Below are 25,164 nucleotides of genomic sequence, written 5' to 3' on the forward strand. Positions count from 1 at the left end.
GCGCCTCTTCGGGCGTCACGGTGTCGATGTCGAGCAGCACATCGTCGACACCGATTCGCTTGGCCACTTCCTTGGTTTTGAACTCGTAGGCGATCGGCAGCACCGGCGTGCCGACGCAAAGCGACATGATCATCATATGCATGCGCGTCGCGACGACGAAGTCGAAGCCCTTCACCAGCCCCATCAACTGGTCCGGCGTGTGGAACGAAGCGTCCACTGTCACGTGGCTGGCGATCTCAGGATCGAGCTCGGCAACGATGGCCTGCGCGGTCTTGGAATCGTCATGGGCATATTCCGGTACGCCCTGACACGTGGAGACGAAGGTCACCTCCTTGCCAAGGTCCCTGACAAGAATTGTGGCAATCTCGCGGATCGAATCCAGATAGCGGCGCATGCCGCCCTCACCGTCGCTGACGTAGTTCCAGTGGCGGACCGAAATAGCGACGCGGCCCGTCGACGCCGGCGGCTGGCTGGAAGCGAGACGCTTGCCGATCCTGTCGGTATCGGCCAAGGCGAATACGGCATCGGCCACCACGTGGCACTTGCCGAGATCCTTCACCAAGTCCCGGATATGGGTCCGCGACCGTTCGTCGCGCAACAGGATGAGCGGACTGCGGTCAAAGATCGGGCCGAGCTCCTGGCGGTTGTAACTTTTGTCGAACGGACCGAGGGATTGCGTGAAGAAGACCGGATCTTTGCCAAATACGGCATCGAGCCTGAACTGATTGAGGCGTCGTTCGAGATTGTAGTTCTCGACGAGATAGGTTCCCCCTGTGGTGACCACCATGTCCGCGTCGGCGTAGATATCGAGACCGCGCCGGTCGCGATGGCTGGAAAAATTGCCTAGCGCGCTGCTGCCAAACCAGCGCAGAGCCTGGAGAACGAGCCGATTGTAGATCGGCTTGAACCGGTCCCTCAGCCCGCTGCCATTCTTGTATCGGAACAGGGATTCCGACAGCAGCTTATGAAATTCGAGGTCGGGATAATCCGTCTTCGGATAGAGTCGTTCCGCAACCTCGGGCTGGCTGTCGAAGACGGCAAACCGCACGTCGCCTTGCACGATCGTCTTCAGAATGTGGCGGATCGCCAGCAGAATCGCCGCATCCCCGGTATTCAGGCAGACTGTGTTTTCAACGACGATCTTCATGGGATACCTCATTTCGTCAGCAGATTCCGCGGCGGGGCCTGCGGTGCCTAGGACGGGCATGGTGACCGAAAACACCAACGCCAGGACGATCCCGATGCGGCTCGCGTCACAATTCATCGCTGCATCGGGCTGGGTGACCAGTCAGAGCGGCGCTCAAGCCCGACGGAGGGTAACGCATCAATTTTGCAGTGCAACAAAAAACGTGCACTTATGCTACGGCGCACCAAAAATGTTGCGATGCAGCAAAAGCTGGGTTAGCATTCCCGTGGGTGGGCCAACAGCGGTCGAGTTTTCATGCTGCATGTCTTGTACCTTGTGCACGATGTTTCCGACCCGGCGGTGCGCCGGCGGATCATAATGCTCAAGGCAGGCGGCGCGCGGGTCACGTTGGCCGGCTTCCGTCGGACCACAAATGCTGTTGCCGACGTCGAGGGGCTGCAGCCGGTCGACCTCGGCGCGACGCGTGACGGCCGATTCGGCCAGCGTCTGGCGGCGATCGCCAAGGCGGCGCTGTCGATAGGCTCGAAGCTTGCGGCGATGCCGAAGCCCGACCTCATCATCGCGCGCAATCTGGAAATGCTGGCGCTGGCCAGGCGCGCCAAGGCCGCCTTTCGCGGCGGCGTGCCGATCGTCTACGAATGCCTCGACATCCATCGCCTGGTGCTGCGCAATGACATGCTGGGCAAAGCGCTGCGCACAGCGGAGCGTTATCTCGCCCGCGACGTGAAGCTTCTGGTGACGAGCTCACCGGCCTTCATCGCCAATTATTTCAAGCCGTTCGGGCAGGTCGCCGCACCGGTGGAACTGGTCGAAAACAAATACTTCGAAACCACGCCGATCGCCTTGGATGACAGGTCAAAGGCCGAAAACCCTGCAGCACCCCCGTGGCGCATCGGCTGGTTCGGCGCGCTGCGCTGCCGCCGCTCGCTGGAGCTGCTGGCCGACTTCACGCGCCGTCAGGGCGGGCGCTTCGAGGTCGTCCTTCGGGGCCGTCCGGCACTCTCGGAATTCCCGGATTTCCATGCTTTTGTCGAGGCCGAACCCTATCTCTCCTTTCGTGGCCCCTACCGCAACCCGGAAGACATGGCCGCGATCTACGGCGAAGTGCATTTTTCCTGGGCGATCGATTTCTTCGAGGAAGGGCAGAATTCGGAATGGTTGCTGCCCAACCGCCTCTATGAGGGCTGCCGCTTCGGCGCCGTACCGATCTCGATGGGCACTACCGAGACGGGGCGCTTTCTCAACCAGCAGGACATTGGCATCCTGCTTTCTGCTGCCACGCCCGAAATCCTGGAAACCGCGCTCGGCCGCATGGACCAGGAGCACTTCGGCAAGGCCAAGGCGCGTGTGCTGGCCCGCAACCCACGAACCTGGAGCTACGACCGCAGCGACTGCCGCGCCTTTGTCGACAGGCTGCGCGGCCTTGCGGTTGCCCCTGGTTCGTTCGCCACCGAGGCACTGGCCTGAAGGATGACCAATGACAAAAGTGCAGTTCATGGAAAGGCGCCGATGACGCAAACCGAAGCGCTGCCGCCAAGCCTGATCGTCATTCCGTGCCTGAATGAGGCAGCCCATATCGGCGCGTTGCTCGAGCAGCTCAGGCCGGCAGCGCTAAGGCTCGGCGCCCGCATCGTCGTTGCCGATGGCGGCAGCACCGATGGTACTTTGGCCATTGCCGAAGCGGTTGCGGCCAAGGACCCTCAGGTCGTCCTCCTGAACAACCCAAAACGTATCCAGAGCGCGGCGATCAATCTCGCCGTCGCCAGCCTCGGTGACGGCGCCGAATACCTGATCCGCATCGATGCCCATGGCGGCTATCCCGCCGATTATTGCGACCGGCTGGTCGAGGAGGCGCTCGCCACTTCAGCCGATTCGGTCGTCGTCTCGATGCTGACCAGCGGCAGCGGCGCGGTGCAGAAAGCGGTCGCGGCGGCGCAGAATTCCAAGCTCGGCACCGGCGGCTCCAAGCACCGGCACCTTTCCGCCGGCGAATGGGTGGACCATGGCCATCACGCGCTGATCCGGATCTCGGCCTTCACCGCGGTCGGCGGCTATGACGAGACCTTCAGCCACAATGAGGATGCCGAACTCGACTACCGCCTGCGCCGGGCAGGCTACCGCATCTGGATGAGCGGCAAGACGCAGATGGTCTACTATCCGCGTTCGTCGCTGAAGGGCCTGTATTTCCAATATCTCGGCTATGGCCGCGGCCGCGCCAAGAATGTGCTCAAGCACCGCATGATCCCGAAAGTTCGGCAGATGATCCCGCTGCTGGTGGCGCCGGTCGTCCTTCTCGCGGTATTTTCCTTTATCCACTGGCTGGCGGCGGTGCCGCTGCTGGTCTGGGCTTCGGTCTGTCTGGGCTACGGCGCTGTGACCGCCATCAGCCAGCGCAATCCCAACAATGTGCTGGCGGGCATTTCGGCGATGGTCATGCATTTCGGCTGGTCGCTCGGGTTTTGGCTGCAACTGCTCGGCTCGCGATCGCAGCGCGGGGTGGCATGATGGTCGCCGACAGCCGCCGAATCGACATCTGCGTCTGCACGTTCCGGCGGCCGGAACTGGCCGACACGCTGCGGTCGCTCGCTGCCATGGATATGCCTGCCGGTTTCGGCATCGGCGTCATCGTCGCCGACAATGACGACGAGCCGACCGCCGAGCCGCTGGTGACCGCGCTGGCGAGCGAATTGAAGCTCGTGGCCCGCTACCGGCACGCCCCGGCGCGCAACATCTCGGTTGCCCGCAACGCCTGTCTTGATGCCAGCACGGCCGATTTTGTCGCCTTCATCGACGACGATGAAACCGCTTCCCGGCAATGGCTGGCCGAACTGATTGCTATCGCGGAGACAAGCGGCGCCGAGGCCGTGCTCGGTCCGGTGCGGGCGCTCTACCGCTCGGATGCGCCGGACTGGATGCGCAAGGGCGATTTCCATTCGACCTTGCCGGTCTGGGTGCAGGGCGAAATCCGCACCGGCTACACCTGCAACGTCCTTTTGAGGATGAGCGCCGACAGCTTGCGCGACCGTCGTTTCAGCCTGGCGCGCGGCCAGAGCGGCGGCGAGGACACCGAATTCTTCGACCGCATGGTCAAGGCAGGCGGTCGCATCGCCTTTGCGCCGGAGGCGTGGGTCGAGGAAGTCGTGCCGCGTTCGCGAGCCGCTTTCGACTGGCTGCGCCGCCGCCGCTTCCGCTTCGGCCAGACGCACGGCCACCTGATCGGCCATGACGCAGGCGTGATACAGCGTGCGAAGGCTGTCGGCCTTGCCTCGGCCAAGGCCGCCTATTGCTTCGGCATGGCGGCGTTGACTGCGATTAGCCCGGTCCGCCGCAACCGCAGCGTGCTGCGCGGCATCATGCATGTCGGCGTCGTCAGCGGCCTGGTCGGTATCAGCGAAATTCGCCAATACGGACTGTCTTCCCCGCAGCAAGGAGGCAAGCGTGCAGCCTGACGTCTCCTTTGTCATCGCAGCCCACAATGCCGCGGCCACGCTCGACCGGGCGATCGCAAGCGCCATGGCCCAGCGCGATGTCAGCGTCGAAATCATCGTCGCCGATGACCAGTCGCGCGACAACACGCTCGACGTCGCAAGAGCCTATCCAAAAGATGTCGTCAAAGTGGTTGCGCTGCCGGCAAATCGTGGCCCTGGCGGCGCCAGGAATGCCGGCCTCGACCTCGCCACAGGCCGCTGGGTCGCGGTGCTCGATTCCGACGATGCCGTCCTGCCCGGGCGGCTCGCCGCCATGATCGCGCGAGCCGAAAGTGCGGGCGCTGTAATCGCCGTCGACAACCTCCAGGTGGTGCGCGAGGACGGCATTGCCGAAGCGACGATGTTTCCCGCCAAATATCTGGAGGGCCTGCGTGAAATCACGCTCGCCGACTACATCGCTGGCAACATCGTTTTCGAATCCACGTTCAACCTTGGCTATCTCAAGCCGATCTTCCAGCGCCGTTTCCTGATCGAAAACGGGCTTCGCTATGATGAAAGTCTGAGCATAGGCGAGGATTACATCCTGCTCGCCAACGCGCTGGCCAAGAGCGGAAAATGCGTCGTCGAGCCGACGACCGGCTATATCTACCACATCCGCACGGGCTCGATCTCGCGCGTGCTCGAGCTTCACCATATCGAGGCGATGCGCAAGGCCGACGCGGTCTTCGCCGAGACCAATTCCATGGACGCTGCTGCTGCGGCCGCCTTCGCCAAACGCGCCCGCAGCCTGCGCAAGGCGGCATCGTTCCTGTCGCTGGTCCAGCACATCAAGGCGCGTTCGCCGTTGAAAGCGATACGCACCGCGCTAAGTGATCCGGCGGCTGTCAGGCACATGTCGATGCCGGTCGCCGTCCGCCTCAAAAGGGTGGCGGCGCAGTTTGCCGTCGGCGCGGAGAGGTAAGGAGGGCGAGTACATGAAGACGTTTGTTCGTGGCCTGCAACAGGCTGAAATCGATCTGCTCAGAAGGAATTTGCGATGAAGAAAATCAGGAAGGCAGTCATCCCTGTGGCGGGGCTTGGAACACGGTTCCTGCCGGCAACCAAGTCGATTCCGAAGGAGATGCTGCCCGTGGTCGACCGGCCGGTCGTCCAATATGCGGTGGACGAGGCCTTCGAAGCCGGCATCGAGCACATCGTGTTCGTCACCGGCCGCAACAAGGCTGTCATCGAGGACTACTTCGACCTGCACCCCGAACTGATTGGAACGCTCGAACAAACCGGCAAGAAGACCCAGCTGGAGGCGCTCGAAAGCATGCTGCCCGTGGCCGGCGCCACCAGCTTCATCCGCCAGCAGTCGCCACATGGTCTCGGCCATGCGGTGTGGTGCGCACGCGAAGTCATCGGCGACGAGCCCTTCGCCCTGCTGCTCCCCGATATGGTGTCGTTCGGTCGCCGAGGTTGCCTGGCTGAAACAGTCGATCTCTATCAGCAGACCGGCGGCAATGTGATCGCCGTCGAGCGCTGTGATCCCAGCGAGACCAGCAAATACGGCATCGTCGGGCGCGGCGCCGAGACAGGCAGCGGCTTCGAGGTGACGGCCATGGTCGAAAAGCCGGCGCCGGCCAATGCGCCGTCGAACTATTACATCAACGGCCGCTACATCCTGCAGCCCGAGATCTTCTCGCTGCTGGGCAACCAGCAGCGCGGCGCCGGCAACGAAATCCAGCTTACCGATGCCATGGTGCGGCTGGCGAAAAGCCAGTCTTTCTTTGCCCAGCCTTTCAATGGCCGCATGTTCGACTGCGGCTCCAAGGAAGGCTTCATAGAGGCGACCATCGCCTTCGCGCTGGCGCGCGACGACATGAAGGGACCTGTGCTGGAAATGCTGCAGGCGTTCGTGCGGTCGCATGAGCGTCAGGAAGTGGCCGCATAATGCCCATCTTTCGAGGGCATATGCGTTTGGACGATGGCGCGGCTCATGCCTGCACGCCTGGCCGCTCAGGCCCGGCGCCGGATGGCATGAAGCTTGCGTTGCATATCTTGCCCCCGATCTCCGCAGCTTCGGACGAGGTGGGACCTGACCCGTCTCGCTCCGGCGCCTGTAACCTAGAATTGGATCGAAGATGAATTATGCCAGCTTTCCTCTCGACAAGAGGATGCCATTGCCCAACCCCGATCAGGAAAAGGGTGAAGACTTCATCGACGTCGAGCGCCTGCTTGGCATGGCGGCGCGTCAGGTCAAGGTGGTGGCGGTCTGCGCCATCATCGGCCTGTTCCTGGGGTTGCTCTATCTGCAGACCACGCCCAAGCAATACATGTCGGTCGCCAGCGTGCTGATCGACGAAGGCCTGAACAAGGTCATCGACGACATCTCGGCTGCATCCGTCACCATGCAGACCGACGCCGCCCTGCTCAGCCAGATCGAAATCATCACCTCGGCGCGGCTGGCCTCGGTGGTGGTCGACAAGCTGAAACTCGACCAGAACGCAGAGTTCATGAACCCGCCGCAATCGGCGCTGGTCAAGGGCATCGGCTTCGTGCGCGGCGTGATCGGCTATTTCCGCTCAAGTTCCGCCGAGCAGATTCCCGGCATGGAAAACGTCGATGAGGCGACACGCCAGGCCATGATGCAGACGGCGCGCCACGACTATGCCGTGCTGAAGCTGCAGAGCGAGGTGCTGGCGCAGCGCAACGGCCGCTCCTATGTGCTCGCCATCGGTTACCAGTCGACCAATCCGGCGCTCGCCACCGCCATCACCAAGGCCTATGCCGACGCCTATCTCGCCGACCAGCTCAACGCCAGTTTCGACGCCACCGAACGCGCTGCGGTCTGGCTGCAGGGCCGGCTGACCGAGCTTCGTCAGAACTCACAGGCGGCCGCTATGGCGGTCGAGAAATTCAGGGCCGAGCATGGTCTGGCCGCCAACAGCGACGGCCAGCTGATCAGCGACAAGCAGATTGCCGATCTCACCGCGCAACTGATCGTCGCGCAGGCCGATACGGCGCGCGCCAGCGCCCGCTATCAGCAATACAAGACCATCGTCGAAAGCGGCTCGGACAATGCCTTCAACGATTCCGCCATCTCAAGCGATCAGCCGGCAAGCTCGGTCATTGCAACGCTCAAGACTCGCTATCTCACAGTCGCCAAGCGGCTGCAGGACGTGACGGCCAATTTCGGCGCCGACCATCCGCAGGCGGTGGCGCTGGCCAAGGAAAAGGCCGATCTGTCGACCCAGATTTTCGGCGAGTTGAAGCAACTGACCGAAAGCTATCGCAATGAATATGAAGTCGCGCTTTCACGCGAGACCTCACTGAGGCAGAAGATCGCCGACGCGGCCGGCAAGAGCTCCATCGACAACCAGAGCCAGGTCAAACTGCGCGAGCTCGACCAGCAGGCGCAGGCGCTCACTACGCTCTACCAGACCTTCCTTAGCCGCTACGAGGAGGCCTCGCAGCAGCAATCCTTCCCGGTCGGCAAGGTCCGCATCATCTCGGATGCCTCAACGCCGCTTTCCGCCTCAAGCCCGCGCACCTCCAGGGTGCTGGCGCTGTCGCTGGTGCTTGGCGTGCTGCTTGGCGCCGGCTTTGGGGGCCTGAATGAGTTCAACGAGCGCTTCTTCAGGACCGGCGAGGACATTCGCGATCGCGTCGGCCTCAAATTCCTCGGCTATTTGCCGATGATCGGCGGCAGGCTCGGCAAGGACGCCGACGACGGTGCGGCGGATGCCAAAGGCGCCAACACATTGTCGGCGGCCGAGAAACGGGCGCGCTTGCGGGTCAGCGTCGATGCGCCGGCATCGATGTTCTCCGAAACGCTGCGCAACGCCAAGATCGCCTTCGACGTTGTCATGGAAGGGCAGGGCAGCCGGGTCATAGGCGTGGTCTCGATCCTGCCAGGCGAAGGCAAATCGACGGTCGCCGCCAATCTCGCCGGATTGCTGGCCGCCAACGGCTCGAAGACGCTTTTGATCGATGCAGATCTGCGCAATCCTGGCCTCAGCCGCAACCTCGGCATGGAGGCCGAGCAGGGATTGATGGAAGCCGTGGTCAACGGCCAGACCTGGCAGTCGGTCGGCAAGGTCGACCGCCAGACCAAGCTGGCGATCATCCCGGCCGTGCTGCGTGGCCAGTTCTCGCATACCAGCGAGCTGCTGTCGTCGGCCGGCATGCGGCGCTTCATCGACAACGCCAAGGAGACGTTCGAGTACATCATCGTCGACCTGCCGCCGCTCGGCCCCGTGGTCGACGCCAAGGCGTTTGCGCCGCTGGTCGACGGCTTCGTGCTGGTTGCCGAATGGGGCCGCACGCCGCGCGCCATGGTGCGCTCGCTGCTGGAGCAGGAACCCTACGTCGCAAGCAAGGTCGTCGGCGCCGTGCTCAACAAGGTCGATCTGAAGAAGCTGCCGAAATACGGCTCGCTCGGCGGCTCGGAAAAGTTCTTCGACCGCTATTCGACCTACTATCTGGAGAAATCGGACGTGCGGGCGAAGACCGCCGCCTGAACGGAGCGCGATCCTGAAAAGGAGCGTGATCCGGAAAAGCGGATCCGGTTTTCGGAAAGGATCACGCTCAAACGAAGAAGCACGGCATGTCAGGAAAAGATCAGCTTGCCGAATTTACCCACGATCCTGAGCGCTGTCAGCCGGCCGCTTTGAAAGGCGCCGGTGTCGATGCCGAGCCTTCGCCCGTCAAGCCTGGGGATATCGACCGGCGTGTGCCCATGCACCACAAAGCGGTCGAGCAGATGGGCGGCGTTGAAGAACTCGTCGCGGATGTTGAGCAGATCCTGCTCATCCTGTGCGACCAGGTCGATACCCGGCCTGATACCGGCATGGACGAAAACGAATTTATCCGAACAGAGCAGCACCGGCAGGCTGCGCAGAAAGTCGATATGGCTGGCCGGAATGACTTCCTTCACGCGCCGGTCGACCTCGTCGCTCGAGGCATAGAGGCTGGCAAGCCGCGCCGGATCGACCCCATAGGAAAACAGCGTCTCGAGGCCGCCGACCGCCAGCCAGCGGTCCCGCGACAGATATCCGTCGAGATAGTTCAGCATTGCCACTTCGTGGTTTCCCGCCAGGCAGACGCGCAGGAAGCCTTGTGGCGGCGCCGCCAACAGATGGTCGAGCACGCGCGCCGATTGCGGCCCGCGGTCGATATAGTCGCCAAGCATCACGATGATCTTGCGGCCGCTGAACTGCTGCGCGTCGCGCTGAACATTCTGCTCAAGCGACAGCAATTCCTTGTAGCAGCCATGCACGTCGCCGACCGCGTAGACGATTGCGTCCTCCATATCCATCTCCAGGCGCTCGCGCGGCGCCGGCCGGGGAGGTCTGGACCGCTGAAACAACGCCACTGGGACCGTCAGACCCCGATGCCGCGGGCTTTGAGCGCCGCGGTGATCTCGTCAAGAATGGCGGGATCGTCGATGGTCGCCGGCATCGTCCATTCTTCCTTGTCGGCGATCTTCTGCATGGTGCCGCGCAGGATCTTGCCGGAGCGCGTCTTGGGCAGGCGCTTGATCGTCACCACCATCTTGAAGGCGGCGACCGGGCCGATCCGTTCGCGCACCAGCCCCACCACTTCGCCTTCGATGGCAGCGGTATCGCGCGACACACCGGCATTGAGCACGACGAAGCCGAGCGGAACTTGGCCCTTCATCACATCGGCGACGCCGATGACGGCGCATTCGGCAACATCGGGGTGCGCTGAAAGCACCTCCTCCATGGCCCCGGTCGACAGCCGGTGTCCGGCGACATTGATAATGTCGTCTGTGCGCGCCATGACATAGAGGTAGCCGTCCTCGTCGATCATGCCGGCATCGGCCGTCTTGTAGAAGCCGGGAAATTCCTCGAGATAGGCTTGCCGGAAACGCTCGTCGGCATTCCACAGCGTCGGCAGGCAGCCGGCCGGCAGCGGCAGTTTCACCACCACATTGCCAAGCGTGCCGCGCGGCACTTCATGGCCGGCATCGTCGAGCACGCGAATGTCGTAGCCCGGCATCGGCACGCCGGGCGAGCCGTATTTCACCGGCAGCAGGCCGAGGCCTGCCGGGTTGATGGTCATCGGCGAGCCGGTCTCGGTCTGCCACCAATGATCGACCACCGGCACGTTGAGTTTCTGCTCCGCCCATTTGATGGTTTCCGGGTCTGCGCGTTCGCCGGCCAGGAACAGAGTGCGGAATTTCGACAGATCGTATTTCGGCACGAATTCGCCCTTGGGGTCCTGCCCCTTGATGGCGCGGAAGGCTGTCGGCGCGGTGAACAGCGCGACCACGCCGTGTTCTGCGATCACCCGCCAATAGGTGCCGGCGTCGGGTGTGCCGATCGGCTTGCCCTCGAACAGCACGCTTGTCGCACCATGCAGCAGCGGTCCGTAAACGATGTAGGAATGGCCGACCACCCAGCCGACATCGGAGGCCGCCCAGAACACTTCGCCCGGTCTGACGCCGAACTCGTTTTCCATCGTCCATTTGAGCGCGACCATGTGGCCGCCATTGTCGCGCACGATGCCCTTAGGCTGGCCGGTCGTGCCGGAGGTGTAGATGATGTAGAGCGGGTCGGTGGCGAGCACCGGAACGCAATCGACGTTGGCGCCCGCGGCGCGCTCGCGGGCAACGGCGTCGGCAAAATCGATATCGTAATGCTCCCTCAGATCGCAGCGCAGCTGGTCGCGCTGCAGGATCAGGCAGGCGTCCGGCTTGTGGCGGGACATTTCGATCGCCTTGTCGAGCAGCGGCTTGTAGGCCACGACACGTCCAGGCTCCAGGCCGCAGGACGCGGAGATGACCAGCTTCGGCTTGGCGTCGTCGATGCGGGTGGCGAGCTCGTGCGAGGCAAAGCCGCCGAACACCACCGAATGCACCGCGCCGATGCGGGCACAGGCAAGCATCGCGATCGCCGCTTCGGCCACCATCGGCATGTAGATGATGACGCGGTCGCCTTTGCGAATGCCGCGGTTCTTGAGCACCGAAGTCAGCGCTACCACTTCGCGCTTCAATTCGGCATAGGTGAATTTCTTGACCGTGCCGGTGATCGCGCTGTCGTAGATAAGTGCGATCTGGTCGGCGCGGCCGCCTGCGACATGGCGATCGAGAGCGTTGAAGCAGGTGTTGCAGCTGGCGCCGTTGAACCAGCGCCCGTAAACGCCCGCCTTGGCATCGAAGACGCTGGTCCACGGCGAATACCAGTCGATCGCCTCGGCCGCATCGGCCCAGAATTGTTCCGGGTCGCGTTTCCAGCCGTCATAGACCTCGTGGTAGCGTGACGCCATTCATCCCTCCTCGGGAAAGCTCTCTATCTTGCAATAGCCTATGCGGGTTTTCCCGGCCACGTCTTTCCCCAAATGCCATGTCTTTCCCGAAATTTGGCGCTTGGCCGATCTCGCCTTGGCCATAAATTGCAGGCACCATGGCCGGGTTTGAAATCCGGGCAGGGCGCGCAATGACGGTACGATACGGGGTTGGATCTGCCGTTGGAGCAGCGCTGCTGTTGACGATCGTTTCCGCCGCCCAGGCCGGCGATGCCGCCGCGCGGCGCATCATCGGCTTTTCCCCCGACGGCAAATATTTCGCCTTCGAGCAATATGGCGAGCTCGACGCTGCCGTTTCCGGCTGGTCGCAGATCGACATCATCGACACAAGCACAGACGAGTTCGTCGGCGGCAAGCCGATCCTTGTCCTCGACGAATCGGAAGAGGCGACCACGACGGTGGAGCAGGCACGGGCGCAGGCCGCAAAGCAGGCCGCGCCAATCCTGGCCAAATACGGCATCGCCGAGCGCGGCACGCGCACGGCCTCCGACAGGTTCACCTTCCCGGACGACACGGTCGAGTACAACGACATTTCCCGCCTCGAGCAGGCCGCGCAGAAATGGCTGTCGCCGTTCTATGGCGAAACACAGATTTCGACCATCCAGCTCGATGAGATTTTGGCCGACAGCAAGACGGACTGCTCGGCAAGCTTTGATGACGCCAAGCCAAGCGACCAGGCTCTTCCGAGCGACAAGACACTTCAGGGCGAAAAGAAACTTCAAGGCGCCAAGACGGGCAAGGCGCGCGGCTTCCGCCTGTCGCTGCAGGGGCAGGACGGCAAGCCGTTCAAGGTGCTGCACGAGGACAAGGCCGTGCCGGGCTCGCGCAACTGCCCGACTTCCTACAGCCTGTCGGAATCCTACGAATACACCCCGCCCGGCAGGCCGGCGGTAGTGGCGGTGCTGGTGCAGCGCTTCAGCCAGGGCTTCGAAGGACGCGACCGCCGCTTCATCGCCGTAACCGGCCATGCACGCTAAGCCGCGGCCCGTCTTGTGGCAGGCAGAAAAAGCTCATGCGCCCGGAGAAAGCAGGGCGTTCGTGTCGGATATCAGGTCTTAAAGCGGCAAGGCCGCCAGCATCAGCCCGACGCCACCCGCGATCAATATGGCGGCTGCCAATGCTTTTCGATGACGTTCGAACGCGGTCGGAGCCCGCTCCCAGTTGTAACGCATACCCAATGCTCTCCCAAAACCCCGCGACTCCATAGCTTACTTTAGGTAAGAAAAGCAAGACCTTGACCCTGCGAGATAGCTGGCTTGACCGTTTGCGGCGGTGATTCCCAGCTGCAATCACCGACTATTTCTGGGGTGCTTCCCTGTTCTCAGGCTCTGAATGATGTGGAAGTTACCACAATCTGAAATTGGATGTCTCCATTAGGCTTCGGTTGCCTGTGTCGTGAGGATGGTGGCGTTGCCGGATTGCCACAGAACGGTCAGGCCGGCCTGTTCTCCCTCTCGTCCGCGCAATGGACAGACCCGCATCGCCGCGCTATCTGCTCTCCAGGAAAATGGTGGAGGGCTCCATGGCCCAAATCGGTTCTGAAATGGTTCTGCGGCTGGCGGACGACGCCTCGGTCCAGCATGTCGGCGATGGCGCCGTCGTGCTCTTGGCGCGCAGCGGCCAGCTTTACACCTGCAACGGCACCACCGAAGCCTTTCTCGACAAGGTGGACGGCGCCCGCAGCCTTGACCAGATCGTCGTCCTGTTGTCTGACGAGTTCGAGGTCGACAAGGGCACGCTCGACCAGGACATGGCGGCGCTGGCCGCCGAACTGGTGAGCGAAGGCATTCTCGCCGACCCGGCTCCCTGATGGTGGACGGCGTTCTCCTGCGCGCTTTGTTTCGTGTCCATTTATGGGCAAGCGCGCGGCTGATGCCGACCCTGATCGGCCGCCGCAGCTTCGAATCGGTGCTGAAATGGGCGCCGCTCAGCGCACCCACCCCTTATCGCGGCCTGTCGTCAGCCTACATCGTCGCTGCCGTCAACCGGACCGTCCGGCACCCCTGGCTGATGCGCGACCGCAGATGCCTGCGCGAGGGCCTGCTCGCCCACCGCTTCCTGCGCTTTGCCGGCTTCGATCCGGATCTGCGCTTCGGCGTCGATCCGAAGTCGATGCAGGCGCCGCGTATGTCTGCCCATTGCTGGGTCTGTCTCGATGGCCGCCCGGTGGTCTCGGACAGCCTCCCCGGCATGGTGCAGATCTATCGCCATCACGCCGATGCCGGAAAGGCGCACGCTGCTTGACCGGTCCGGCGACCACCTTCTGCTATGATCTCCAGGGCCAGGTCATCAGCATATCGGCCTCGCGGGCCGATCTGTGGCCGAGCTTCGACCTCTTGCTCGGCACGTTGCGCGTGAGCGGGCCGGTCGAGCCCGATTTCCGCGTCGACATCGTCGAGACGCGGGAGTTACCGGAATCGCCTGCCGGAAAACTCGCTTTCGACGGCGAGGTGCCGGAGGACGGCCATTGCCGGCTGATCGACGGTGGCGGCACCGTTCATCTGGTCTTTCCCGGCCTGCAGACCGTCTCGATCAATGCCGATGGAGGCTGGGCCGAGATACGAGTCCATCCCGATGCCAAGGTCAAATGGACGGTGCTGATGATGGTGCTGGATGCAGCACTTGATGCCGGCGACCAGCACATGCTGCACACCGCCGGCCTGACATTGCCCGGCCGCGAGGCGCTCGTGCTGATCCATGCGCCGAGCGGCACCGGCAAGTCGACGACGTCGCTGGCGCTGGCGTCGCAAGGTTTCGGCCTGTGCTCGGATGACGCCATGATCCTCAAGGTTTTGGCCGGTGGCGGCATCACGGCCTGGGGCTTGCCGCGCAAGGTGAAGGTCCACCGCCACACCGCGGCAATGCTGCCCTTCGTGGCGCCTTGCCTTGGCGACAAATGGGACGCCAATGGCGAGCAGGCCGTCTCGCTGGAACGTCTCGCCGAGATCATCCGCATCGAGGAAACTGTCGGCAGACCGGTTGCGGCACTGTTTCATCTCGCCCGCTCGGCGGACGCGCAAACCCGGCTCGTGCCCATGACCAGGACAGACGCCATGGTGGCGCTTGCCACCGACAATGTCAGGACCGGCATGACCGGCCTTTTGCCGGCGCAGAAGCGCCGCATGGCAACCATCGCAACGCTGGTCAAAGCCGTCCCGACATTTACCCTGGAAGTCGGCGCGAACCCGGCCGAGGCGGCCCCGCTGATCCGCTCGGCGCTGGCGGCGCGGGACTAAAGCACACTTCAGGCAGAATGCGGCTTTGGCCTGGCGAGGCGCTGGATCCAGCGGAAGGCGTCGCGGCGCAGGCGCGAATGCATCTTGTCCCTGGAATTGACGCCGAGCAGCGTATCGCCGGTGATCAGCCATTTGGCCAAAAATATCGAGAGGTCGGGCTTGATGCGGTCGGCCAGTTCGATCGCGCGCGGTGCATCAAACAGCCGCCCCGTCACATTGAGAACCGTCGCCAGTTCGAGCTCGATGCCGCTGATGCGCGCCGCCTCGAAAAGCCGGTCTTCATCCGCGGGCGACCGCAGCGCGCGCACGCCCTGCAGCACATCGACGCAAAGCTGCAGCCGGTGGAACTTGTGCCCGCCGGCGGCGTGGACAATGGCGATGGTCAGCAGCGCGGCCGGCGTGTCGGCCTCGCTGCCGTCGATGATCTGCAATTCGCGAAAGCCCAGCGACAGCCGCCGCCGCATGCCGGAATCATGCACCAGGTTGCCGTGCAGTTCGATCAGCAGGCTGGTATTCTCCTTCTCCAGCCACTTGAACTCCTGCAGATCCTGCGACTGCGCCTCGCCGCTCCAGAGCTCGAAGCCGCATCCGGCAATCACCGTGTTGGCTTCAATGATGCTGGCCGGCTCGACCAGAATGTCGATGTCGGTGAACGGCCGGTCAGCGGCGTGGCGGTAAAGTTTGCGTGCGAAGACCGGACCCTTGACGATGCGGGCCGGAACATTTTTCGCCGCCAATGCCTTCATGATGCGGTCGCCATGATATTGCAGCAGCATCGATTGGCCGGTCGCCAGCGTCGAGCGATCACGCAGTTCCGACAGCTTTTGCCGCAAGGCTGCGTCCGCAGGCAGTTGGGCGTCGCCGATCTCGCTGAGCTTGCGCAGCATGATCGGCAGCACGCCGTGGAACTCGGCATTGGCGAGCAGTGCCAGCAAGCTTTCGGCAGCAACGTCACGGCCAATGGCAACCGTCGCCTCCGGGTCGGCGAAGGTCAGCAGCAGTTTTTCATCGGCAGGCGCAAGAGATGGCAGCATCAAACCCGGATTGCGTTCGCCCACATCAGCAATTCCCGTCCGGAATTGCGTCAAACAACCAACTCAGAGGAGCGTATGTTGCAGAAAAGCATGCATGAAGCCAGCGTGTGGTGGCAGAACCAGCTCATGAATTGACTTTCCACGGTTTCGGTCCATTCTTTTGCACTTGACTGAAAAGGGTGTTTGGAATGGCCAAGAAAAAGTATGAAGCGCCCGTGCTGCGCAAGGCAGGAAAGTTGTCCAGCGTGGTGGCCGGGCCGTCGCTGCCGATACCGCGATAAGACTTCTACGGCTTCGGTTTGGATGAAGCCGGAGCGGTCGGCCGCAAGGCAAGCCGCGCTGCAGGCGGGCAATCTGTCGGCGTGACTGCGGGTAACGGTCCGTCCGGTCCCGCAGGCTAAGGCAAGTTCATAAGCCGCCTGTTCGGGATATGGGCAAGGCCCCTCCGTTACAGTCCCCAGCGCAGCGCGGCTGTGTGCACCGGCGCGTCCCACATTGACGTTACCTCGTCATCCAGCATGGTCAGCGTGATCGAGCAGCCGGCCATGTCGAGCGATGTCACGTAGGACCCGACCAGCGAGCGGGTCACCGTCACGCCCTGTTTTTCGAAGATGTTTCGGGCGCTGTTGTACATCAGATAGAGCTCCATCAGCGGCGTGCCGCCAAAGCCGTTGATGAACAACAGTGCCGGGCCTTTCGCCCTGTCGCCGAGATCGCCCAGGATCGCGGCGCAAATCTCTTCGGCGATCGCATCGGCGCTTTTCAACGTGTCGCGACGCCGGCCGGGCTCGCCATGAATGCCGACGCCGAATTCCATCTCGCCATCACCAATCTCGAAGGTCGGCCTGCCGGCCGCCGGCACCGTGCAACTGGTCAGCGCCACGCCCATCGAACGCGTCGCGCTGTTGATGCGACCGCCGAGCGCCTTGAGATCCGCCAGCGCCATGCCTTGCTCGGCGGCGGCGCCGACGATCTTCTCCACCACCAGCGTGCCGGCGACGCCGCGCCGGCCGGTCGTAAAGGACGAATTCTCGACGGCGACGTCATCATTGATCACCACCTGCAGGACGCCGTCGGCCATTTCGCCGGCCATGTCGAAATTCATCACGTCGCCTTCATAGTTCTTGACGATGAACAGGCAGCCGGCGCCGGTATCGACGGCGGCGGCCGCCGCCAGTATCTGGTCCGGCGTTGGCGAGGTGAAGACCTGGCCGGGGCAGGCGGCGTCCAGCATGCCGTGACCGACAAAGCCGGCATGCAACGGCTCGTGGCCGGAACCGCCGCCCGAGATCAGCGCCACCTTCCCCGGCTTCATCACCTTGCGGCGAATGAATTTGTGCTCCTCGCCCAGCACCAGGATGTCGGCGTGAGCTGCAACGAAGCCGTTGAGGCTTTCGGTCAGCACCGTGTCGACGGAATTCATAAACTTCTTCATGTGTCCTCCCGACACAACACGATCAGCCGCCACTCCTGCCGGTGATGCTGGTGATCTTCTGGATGAATTCGTTGATCGCCTTGTCGAGCGCTGCATTCTGCTTGTCGTCGCCGAAATCGGGCACGATCAGCGAGACATGCCGGGTCTTGCGCATGCCTGCCGCAACCGACATCTTGCCGGGATGCGCCAGATGATAGGCAGCCAGAAACTGATCGCGCTCGGCCGGACTGAAATGGCAGACCGAAAAAATAGCCGGCAGATGTTTTGACGGGATCGGGGTCGAATAGGCCGCGCTGGAAATCTGGGTGACGAAGCTGCGGTGCTTGCCAAGCGCGTCGGCAAGGCGTTGTCGCATACCCGACGGTCGCTGGTCGATGACCTGCGACAGGATCGTCTTGTAGGCGCGGATCGCCTCTTCGGAGCCGGCTTCTGGTGTCTTGTCGGCCATCTCAGTCATCCTAGACCGATGCATCCGAGATGGCCGCCTTGGCCATGGCGAGTTGGGCGGGAGCCACCGAGAGATCCCGCAGGCCGGCCTCGAGCAGGGCCGGGATCGATGCCGGATCGCCGCCGGCATCGCCGCACAGGCTGACTGGGATTTTCGCGCGCAGGCCAAAAGCGGCAACCGAGCCGATCAGCCGCAACACGGCGGGATGGCGGACAGAATTAAGATGCGCCACGGCTGCGTTATCGCGGGCAGCCGCCATTACATATTGGGTCAGATCGTTCGAACCGATCGAGAAGAAGGCGACATCGGCGAACGCCTCCGGCGCGATCGCCACCGAAGGCACCTCGACCATGATGCCGAGCGGCGGCATTTTTTGCGCGATGCCGCGCGCGGCAAGCCCGGCCTGCTCCTCCACGAACAGAGCGGCGGCCCGTTGGTATTCCTCCGCGACGGCGATCATCGGAAACATCACCTTCAGATTGCCGTGCACCGCCGCGCGCAGCAGCGCCCTGATCTGTGCGCGAAACACCTCCGGCCTTGCCAGCGACAGCCTGATGCCGCGCAGGCCGAGGAACGGGTTGCTCTCCTCGACGGTGAAGCCCGGCACCGGCTTGTCGCCGCCGGCATCGACGGTGCGGATGGCCACCGGCTTGTCGCCTGCCCATTCCAGCACCTTGCGATAGGCCTCGTATTGCGTCTCCTCGTCCGGCGGCGCCTTGCCGAACAGGAATTCGGTGCGCATCAGCCCGACGCCATCACAGGTCGAGATGTCGATGCCATCGACCTCGGACGGATCGGCGATGTTGACCTGCACGCGCACTGTCGTGCCGGCCCGGGTTACCGCCGGTTTCGCGAGATAGGCTCCGGCCTTGTCTAGATGTGCCACAAACGAGGACGAGGACCGGTGGAACGCTTCGATCTCGGTCATCGTCGGCGAAACCACGATACCGCCATGCTCCGCATCGAGCAGAGCCAGACCTACGGGATTAGCCGGCGAAGCGCCAAGCCCCACCACCATCGGCACACCGCGCGAGCGCGCCAGCATGGCGACGTGGCTGGCGGCGCTGCCGGCCCTCAGCGCGATGCCTCCGCCGGTGCTCCAGTCGGTCTCGAGAAAGCGCGTCGGCGCGATGTCCTCGCCATAGAGAATGGCGCCCGCTGGTGGAGCGCTCTCCTGCTCCTCGGTAAGGGCGCGCAGCACGCGGTCGCGGATATCGCTGATATCGGCGGCGCGAGCCCGGAAATAGTCCTGGTCTGACGTTTCGTAGCCGGAGATCTCGGCGTCCAGCGCCTGTCGCCAGGCCATGTCAGCCGGCATGCCGGACGCGATCGCGGCAAAAGCCGGGCCGGTCAGTGCCTCGTCCCCAAGCATGGCGAGCTGGAATTCGAGAATTCCGGCGGCCTCGTCATCGGCGGTTTCGATCAGGGTCGCGAGCCGGTCCGTCGCGCTGGCGATAGCTGCTTCCAATGCGGCCTTCTCGTCCGCGGCGCTCGCCTTGCCCGTGTAGTGCGCGGTGCCGTTGTCGAGGTTGAACAACGGCCCCTCGGCATAGCCGGCCGACGCCGAAATGCCTTGCAGCCTAAGCGGTTCGGGCATGGCCCGCATCCTCGTCGAAACCGCGTCGCACCAGCTCGGCCAGCGCTCTCACGGCATCATCGGCGCCGTCGCCTGTGGCCCGGATGTGCAGCATGGTGCCTTTCGGCGCCCTGGCCGCCATCACCTTGACGATGCTCTTGGCGTCGAACCATGGGCCGTTGGCGGCAAGCGCAATCTCCACCTCGGCGGCAAAGCTCTTGGCAAGCTTGGTGAACTTCACCGAAGGGCGCGCGTGCAGACCTACCTCGTGGGTGATCAGGACGGCGGCCTCGGCAAATGCGGACATGCGCTCAAAATTCCCGTTAGCTCACGACGGCGACAATTCATGCGCCGTCGCCACCACTTCCTTCAGTGAGGCCCCGCCGGACGCCTCCGTCGCAGCCATCACCGCGCCTTCGACGATCGGCGCGTTGCAGACGACGATCTTCTGCGCCCGCGGCTCGCCGATCATTTCCACCGCCATTTCCGAATTGGTCTCGGCGCCGCCGAGATCGACCAGTATGGCGACGCCCGCCTCCGACCACGCCTTGTCGATGGCGCCCATGATCGCTTCGACGCTGGTGCCGAGCCCGCCATGGCCGTTTCCGCCGCACCATGCAAGCGGCACTTCGTCGCCCACCATCTGCCGCACCATGTCGGCCGTGCCTTCGGCAACCAGCGGCGAATGCGAGACGATGACGATGCCGACATTGCTCATGCTTCGACCTCGACGGTTTCGGCGACGGTCCGCACCAGCAGCGCGACCGAGCGTCCGCCGGCATCCATGTGGCCGATAGAACGGTCGCCGAGGAATGAAGCGCGACCGCGTGTTGCCTTCATCGGCACGGTCGCTTCGGCAGCCGCGTCGGCGACATCTGCGATTTCCATGGCCGTCTTTCCTTTGACCAATGCGTCATGCACGGGTTGCAGCACATCGAGCATGGTCTTTTGACCAACCTGGGATTTGCCTCTAGCGGCCACCGCCTCGATTGCCTTGCCGAAAGCAGCCGTCAGCTTGGGGCGATCCGGCTCTCCTGAAATCTCCTTGCCCAGCGCCAGGAACAATGTACCGAACAGCGGCCCGGACGCACCGCCAACCGTCATCACCAGCTTGGTGCCGATCGCCTTCAGCGCCTCGGGCAGCGGCTTTGCAGCGAACGCCCCGGCATCGGCGCGCACAGCCTCGAAGCCGCGCTTCATGTTCAGCCCATGGTCACCATCGCCGATCGCCTGGTCGAGCGCGGTCAACTCTTCCGAGTGAGCGGCGATCGTGTCCGCGGCGGCGGTGATCAGCCTGGCAAGGTCGAACGCTGCCATGTCCAGATTCCCGGTTTCGATCCTGCCGGCAGTATCGCAAGAGTTTTCATTCGACAATCGAAGCATGCCGTCAGGCCGTTGCATGCAGCGCGGCGGCGGCCGCGAACACTTCGGCCACGGCATGGGCGCCAGGGTCGACTACGCCCTGCAATTTGGTGCCAACATAGGCGGAGCGTCCGGCCTTCGCCTTCTCCATGGCAGCGGTCGCCTCGGCGCCGTGCCGTGCCGCTGTAGCCGCGGCATCCAGCCGCTTGGCATCGAGCGCCTTCAGCGCCGGATCCAAGGCATCGACCATGGTGCGGTCGCCGACCTTGGCGCCACCGTAAAAAGTCATGCGGTCAAGCCCGGCAAGCAGCGCCTTGGACAGGGTTGCTCCGCCGTTCGAAGCCTGAGCCGCCGCCGTGAAGAAGATCGACAGCAAGACGCCTGAGGAGCCGCCCATTGCGACGCCCAGACTATCGCCTATAGCCGCAAGCGTGGCGGCAGGGTCGGCCAGCGGCAGCGCATCGAGCCGTTCCAGCACGCTGCGCGCGCCGGTCGCAACCGTCGAACCGGTATCGCCATCGCCCGCCTTGGCGTCGAGCCCGTTCAGTGTCTCTTCGAGCTCGATCAGCCGTTCGCAGACCGTGACGATCAAACGCCTGGTACCGGGATCCTGACTGGCCTTTTGGGCTGCGCTGTTTCCAGCCGCTTTCGCCATAGGCACGATAGCCGGCGCGACGACGGTTTTGGCCGGCATCCAGGCATGTGGGCCGACAGGCGCCAGCAAGGCTGCCTCGCGCGCCGCATCGAGCTTGATCAGCGACAGCGAAAAGCCGTTCATGTTGAGCGCCGTCATCAGCGGTCCGGGGCCGATCGCAAGTTTGACGGTTTTGGCCAGCGGCGAGGCCAGCACGGCATTGGCGACCAGCGACATCTCAAGCGGCGGCACCGAGCCGAGATTGTTGATGAGCAACGCGTGGCTGGCGTTCGGGTCGAGCCGCGCGGCCAGCCGCTCCGCCATGATCGCCACCAGCTTGTCGGCGCTTTGCACCGCGATGCGCTCGACGCCCGGCTCGCCATGGATGCCGAGGCCGAGTTCGCCGTCATTTTCGCCGAACCGCTCTTCATGTGGCTGGCCGGGGATCGAGCAGGACGACAGCGACATGCCGAGCGAGACGATGTCCTTCGCCGCCGCGCGAGCGGCTGTAGCAACGGCTGCCAAGTCCTGACCGGTCTCCGACAAATGGCCGGCGATCTTGTGCACGAACAAGGTGCCGGCGACGCCGCGCGGCTGGTTGATACCCGGCAGGGCGATGTCGTCGGCAACGATCGCCATCTCGACGCGAAACCCCTCGGCGCGCGCCTTCTCGGCCGCCAGGCCGAAATTGAGCCGGTCGCCGGTGTAGTTCTTGACGATCAGCAGGCAGCCGGCGGGGCCGGTCACCGCGCGGATGGCCGCCAGCACCGCCTCGACGCTGGGCGAGGCAAAGATCTCGCCCGAAACCGCCGCCGTCAGCATGCCCTTGCCGACAAAGCCGGCATGGGACGGTTCGTGTCCGGCGCCGCCACCGGAGACGACGGCAACTTTCGCCTTGTCCCAGTCGGCGCGCAGCACGACCTTGATCTCGGGGTAACCGTCGAGGCGCGCGAGATCGCCGGAACCGATAGTCCGCAACAGCCCGTCCAGCGCCTCGGTGACGATCGTTTCCCTGCGGTTGAAAAAGTGCTTCATCGAATTCGTCCTGTATTCGTCAATCAGAAGCCGGTGCCGTGCCCTTGGCGAGACACCGAAAACCTCACATCAGTCTTTGTCCGTCGGCGCCGAAATAAAGTGGCGAGCGGTAGCGGATCACCACTTTGTCGCCCTCGGCCAGATCCGTATCGGGGTCGGTGAGCGTCACCAGTTTCTTCGGGCCGACCGTAACATGCAGATGGTTCTGGTCCCCGAGATGTTCGACCCAGTCGACGACGCCGTCGGCATGGCCGTTTGCGGTCTTCTCGATCGACAGATGCTCGGTGCGCGCGCCGATGGTCTTGGTTCCGGTCGGCGCCCCACCATCAGGCAGCAGTCCCGCTGGCAGCAGATTGATCGCCGGCTGGCCGAGCCGTGCGGCGACATGAAGGTTTGCCGGCTCGGAATAGATGGTGCGCGGCGTGCCGATCTGCACCAGCACGCCGTCATTGAGGATGCCGATGCGATCGGCCATGGTCATCGCCTCGATCTGGTCGTGCGTGACATAGAGCATGGTGGCGCCGAGTTCGGCCTGGATGCGCTTGAGTTCGAGCCTGAGATCGGCGCGCAATTTGGCATCCAGCGACGACAGCGGTTCGTCCATCAGATAGATCGACGGTTTGCGCACCAACGCTCGGCCGATGGCGACGCGCTGCATCTCGCCGCCCGACAGCTTGGTCGAGCGGTTGGCGAGCTTGTGATGGATGCGCACCATCTTTGCCACCTCTTCAACGCGGCGGCGGATCTGGTCCTCCTGTATTCTCCGCGCCGGCGAGCGCAGCGGAAAGGCGAGGTTGTCGTAGACCGACAGATGCGGATAGAGCGAATACTGCTGGAACACGAAAGCCGTGTCGCGCTCGGCCGGCGACAGCGTCGTCGCATCGTGGCCACCAATATGGATCGTGCCGCCATCCGGCCTCTCCAGTCCGGCGATCAATCTCAGCGTCGTCGTCTTGCCGGCGCCGGTCGGGCCGAGCAGCACGACGAATTCGCCGTCGGCGATGTTGAGGTCGAGGCAATTGACGGCGACATGGTCGCCGAAGCTTTTGGTCGCGCCCTTGATGTGCACGTCAGCCATGCTGCGCTCTCCCTTGAGAGGCCGTATCGTGGACCGCGGTGCGCACGGCACGGCCCGAGCCCTTGTCGAACAGCGACAGTCGCGCGCTGTTCAACGTCAGCCCGACATGATCGCCGGCGGCGAGCCGGATTTCGGCCGGCACCCGCGCCTTGATGATGCCGTCCGCCGTTTCCACGGCCACGATCTGCGTCGTGCCGAGATATTCGGTGCCATAGATGGCGCCGCGCAGTTTCGAGGCGTCGTCGAAGCGAATGTGCTCGGGGCGGATGCCGAGCGCCATGTCGGCCGGCGCGATATCCTCGCGCACTTCCGGCACCGCCACCTTGGCGCCTTGCACTACGATCTCCTTCGCCCCCTTCGCCAATCCGCCGTCAAAGCCGAGAAAGTTCATTGGCGGCGAGCCAATGAAATCGGCGACGAACATGGTTGCCGGGCGGTCGTAGATTTCGCGCGGGCTGCCGAACTGTTCGATGACGCCATGGTTCATCACGGCGATCTTGTCGGCCATCGACATCGCTTCCATCTGGTCGTGCGTGACATAGACGGTGGTGGCGTGGATGCGGTTGTGCAGCTCGCGCAGCTCATGCACCATCAGATCGCGGAATTCGGTGTCGAGCGTGCCGAGCGGCTCGTCCATCAGGAAGCATTTTGGCCGTCGCACGATGGCGCGACCGAGCGCCACGCGCTGGCGGTCACCGCCGGCAAGGCCCGAGACCGATTTGTTGAGCAGATGGTCGATGCGCAGCAGCTTCGCCGTTTCCTCGACACGGCTTCGAATCTCGGCCGAGGGCATGCCTTGCGCGAGAAGCGGGAAGCCGATGTTCTTGCGCACGTTCATATGCGGATAGAGCGCGAACAGCTGGAAGACGAAGGCGATGTCGCGTTCGCGCGCCCGGCGCATGGTGACGTCCTCGCCGCCGAGCAGGATCTGGCCGCCGGTCGGCAATTCGAGGCCGGCGACCATGCGCAGCGTCGTCGTCTTGCCGCAGCCCGAGGGACCAAGCATGACGAAGAACTCACCATCTTCGACGACGAAGCTGGAATCCTGCACCGCGACGAAATCGCCGAAGGCCTTTCTCAAATGTTGGACGCGGATTTCGGCCATGATTATTCCGGGAACTTCGAGACGATGATGAACATCACCGTGCCGGCGAGCATGGTGATGAAGGAGTAGGTGTAGAGCGCCAGCGCGAAGGGCTGGAACAGCATCACGAATCCAATGGCGATCAGCGTCGTGGCGATGTTTTCCAGCAGGCCGCGCCGGGCCCAGCGAGGCCAGGATGACTTTTTGGAGATGGCTGGGCGCGTCATGCGCAGCTTCCTTCCTTCTGCCCGGCAACCGGGCGAGACGGTTGCCAGGTGGTTCCCCCACTCCGTCGCTGCTTCGCAGCGCCACCTCTCCCCCCTCCGGAGGGAGAGGAAGGGAGCCTGGCTGAATGA

At 63.6% G+C, this 25,164-nt stretch carries 23 protein-coding genes and 1 pseudogene; 10 read left to right on the forward strand and 14 right to left on the reverse strand.

The features are described from left to right. Positions 1–97: 97 nt before the first annotated feature. A pseudogene (locus tag NLY37_RS25875) lies at positions 98–1,264 on the reverse strand (polysaccharide pyruvyl transferase family protein); the annotation flags it as partial. Positions 1,265–1,441: 177 nt separating this feature from the next. Here NLY37_RS25875 and NLY37_RS25880 point away from each other — a divergent pair. From NLY37_RS25880 to NLY37_RS25905, 6 genes are all read left to right on the forward strand, one after another. Beyond that, on the forward strand, positions 1,442–2,614 hold the full coding sequence (locus NLY37_RS25880) for a glycosyltransferase (protein ID WP_023742525.1): 1,173 nt from the start codon (positions 1,442–1,444) through the stop codon (positions 2,612–2,614). Between the two features lie 42 nt (positions 2,615–2,656). Continuing rightward, positions 2,657–3,652, forward strand: a complete 996-nt coding sequence (locus tag NLY37_RS25885) for a glycosyltransferase family 2 protein (protein WP_023694195.1) — start codon at positions 2,657–2,659, stop codon at positions 3,650–3,652. Continuing rightward, positions 3,652–4,596, forward strand: a complete 945-nt coding sequence (locus tag NLY37_RS25890; RefSeq protein ID WP_196813759.1) for a glycosyltransferase family 2 protein — start codon at positions 3,652–3,654, stop codon at positions 4,594–4,596. The genes NLY37_RS25885 and NLY37_RS25890 overlap by 1 nt, the downstream gene beginning before the upstream one ends. Then, entirely contained in the window at positions 4,586–5,536 is a 951-nt protein-coding gene (locus NLY37_RS25895) for a glycosyltransferase family 2 protein (RefSeq protein ID WP_023742524.1), read from the forward strand. The genes NLY37_RS25890 and NLY37_RS25895 overlap by 11 nt, the downstream gene beginning before the upstream one ends. 75 nt (positions 5,537–5,611) lie before the next feature. Continuing rightward, a complete protein-coding gene (gene galU / locus NLY37_RS25900; RefSeq protein WP_023668795.1) occupies positions 5,612–6,508 on the forward strand; it encodes a UTP--glucose-1-phosphate uridylyltransferase GalU in 897 nt (298 codons plus the stop codon). A 190-nt stretch (positions 6,509–6,698) separates the two neighbouring features. Further along, a complete protein-coding gene (locus tag NLY37_RS25905; RefSeq protein WP_023742523.1) occupies positions 6,699–9,077 on the forward strand; it encodes a polysaccharide biosynthesis tyrosine autokinase in 2,379 nt (792 codons plus the stop codon). 89 nt (positions 9,078–9,166) lie between these two features. On the opposite strand, the gene NLY37_RS25910 is transcribed toward NLY37_RS25905, so the two are convergent. Both NLY37_RS25910 and NLY37_RS25915 read right to left on the reverse strand, forming a co-directional pair. Continuing rightward, positions 9,167–9,868, reverse strand: a complete 702-nt coding sequence (locus NLY37_RS25910; RefSeq protein WP_245259932.1) for a metallophosphoesterase family protein — start codon at positions 9,866–9,868, stop codon at positions 9,167–9,169. 71 nt (positions 9,869–9,939) lie between these two features. Beyond that, entirely contained in the window at positions 9,940–11,847 is a 1,908-nt protein-coding gene (locus tag NLY37_RS25915; RefSeq protein ID WP_023742521.1) for a propionyl-CoA synthetase, read from the reverse strand. A 218-nt stretch (positions 11,848–12,065) separates the two neighbouring features. On the opposite strand from NLY37_RS25915, the gene NLY37_RS25920 reads away from it, so the two are divergent. The 4 genes from NLY37_RS25920 to NLY37_RS25935 all read left to right on the forward strand — a co-directional run bounded on the left by NLY37_RS25920 (position 12,066) and on the right by NLY37_RS25935 (position 15,122). Further along, a complete protein-coding gene (locus tag NLY37_RS25920; protein WP_023689998.1) occupies positions 12,066–12,863 on the forward strand; it encodes a DUF2259 domain-containing protein in 798 nt (265 codons plus the stop codon). 545 nt (positions 12,864–13,408) lie between these two features. Beyond that, a complete protein-coding gene (locus NLY37_RS25925; protein WP_023684213.1) occupies positions 13,409–13,696 on the forward strand; it encodes a PqqD family protein in 288 nt (95 codons plus the stop codon). Continuing rightward, positions 13,696–14,130 (forward strand): lasso peptide biosynthesis B2 protein, encoded by a 435-nt coding sequence (locus tag NLY37_RS25930; protein WP_023668789.1) that lies wholly within the window; start codon positions 13,696–13,698, stop codon positions 14,128–14,130. The genes NLY37_RS25925 and NLY37_RS25930 overlap by 1 nt, the downstream gene beginning before the upstream one ends. Next, a complete protein-coding gene (locus NLY37_RS25935; protein ID WP_023694189.1) occupies positions 14,127–15,122 on the forward strand; it encodes a phosphoenolpyruvate carboxykinase (ATP) in 996 nt (331 codons plus the stop codon). The genes NLY37_RS25930 and NLY37_RS25935 overlap by 4 nt, the downstream gene beginning before the upstream one ends. Positions 15,123–15,130: 8 nt before the next feature. On the opposite strand, the gene NLY37_RS25940 is transcribed toward NLY37_RS25935, so the two are convergent. The 11 genes from NLY37_RS25940 to NLY37_RS25990 form a co-directional block, all read right to left on the reverse strand. Beyond that, on the reverse strand, positions 15,131–16,156 hold the full coding sequence (locus tag NLY37_RS25940; RefSeq protein ID WP_023668787.1) for a nucleotidyltransferase family protein: 1,026 nt from the start codon (positions 16,154–16,156) through the stop codon (positions 15,131–15,133). A 448-nt stretch (positions 16,157–16,604) separates the two neighbouring features. Further along, the gene (gene dhaK / locus NLY37_RS25945) at positions 16,605–17,591 is read right to left on the reverse strand and encodes a dihydroxyacetone kinase subunit DhaK (RefSeq protein ID WP_023694188.1); all 987 of its coding nucleotides are present in this window, start codon (positions 17,589–17,591) and stop codon (positions 16,605–16,607) included. Positions 17,592–17,613: 22 nt separating this feature from the next. After that, positions 17,614–18,039, reverse strand: coding sequence for a hypothetical protein (locus NLY37_RS25950; protein ID WP_023668784.1), 426 nt, complete (start codon positions 18,037–18,039; stop codon positions 17,614–17,616). A 10-nt stretch (positions 18,040–18,049) separates the two neighbouring features. Further along, on the reverse strand, positions 18,050–19,636 hold the full coding sequence (gene ptsP / locus NLY37_RS25955; protein WP_023742519.1) for a phosphoenolpyruvate--protein phosphotransferase: 1,587 nt from the start codon (positions 19,634–19,636) through the stop codon (positions 18,050–18,052). Next, positions 19,620–19,922 carry an HPr family phosphocarrier protein gene (locus tag NLY37_RS25960; protein WP_023738107.1) on the reverse strand — a complete coding sequence of 101 codons (303 nt, stop codon included), beginning with the start codon at positions 19,920–19,922 and terminating at the stop codon, positions 19,620–19,622. The genes ptsP and NLY37_RS25960 overlap by 17 nt, the downstream gene beginning before the upstream one ends. 21 nt (positions 19,923–19,943) lie before the next feature. Beyond that, positions 19,944–20,333, reverse strand: a complete 390-nt coding sequence (gene dhaM, locus NLY37_RS25965; RefSeq protein WP_023690004.1) for a dihydroxyacetone kinase phosphoryl donor subunit DhaM — start codon at positions 20,331–20,333, stop codon at positions 19,944–19,946. Further along, complete coding sequence (gene dhaL, locus NLY37_RS25970) at positions 20,330–20,932, reverse strand: dihydroxyacetone kinase subunit DhaL (RefSeq protein ID WP_023742518.1); 603 nt, start codon at positions 20,930–20,932, stop codon at positions 20,330–20,332. Before dhaL ends, dhaM begins: the two co-directional genes overlap by 4 nt. A gap of 70 nt (positions 20,933–21,002) precedes the next feature. After that, entirely contained in the window at positions 21,003–22,646 is a 1,644-nt protein-coding gene (locus NLY37_RS25975; protein ID WP_023742517.1) for a dihydroxyacetone kinase subunit DhaK, read from the reverse strand. Between the two features lie 64 nt (positions 22,647–22,710). Then, positions 22,711–23,724 carry an ABC transporter ATP-binding protein gene (locus NLY37_RS25980; RefSeq protein ID WP_023742516.1) on the reverse strand — a complete coding sequence of 338 codons (1,014 nt, stop codon included), beginning with the start codon at positions 23,722–23,724 and terminating at the stop codon, positions 22,711–22,713. Further along, positions 23,717–24,829, reverse strand: coding sequence for an ABC transporter ATP-binding protein (locus tag NLY37_RS25985; RefSeq protein WP_023742515.1), 1,113 nt, complete (start codon positions 24,827–24,829; stop codon positions 23,717–23,719). The genes NLY37_RS25980 and NLY37_RS25985 overlap by 8 nt, the downstream gene beginning before the upstream one ends. 2 nt (positions 24,830–24,831) lie before the next feature. Beyond that, on the reverse strand, positions 24,832–25,035 hold the full coding sequence (locus NLY37_RS25990) for a hypothetical protein (RefSeq protein ID WP_023742514.1): 204 nt from the start codon (positions 25,033–25,035) through the stop codon (positions 24,832–24,834). Between the last annotated feature and the right edge of the window lie 129 nt (positions 25,036–25,164).

This window comes from Mesorhizobium sp. C395A (genome assembly GCF_030323205.1).
GTDB lineage: Bacteria > Pseudomonadota > Alphaproteobacteria > Rhizobiales > Rhizobiaceae > Mesorhizobium.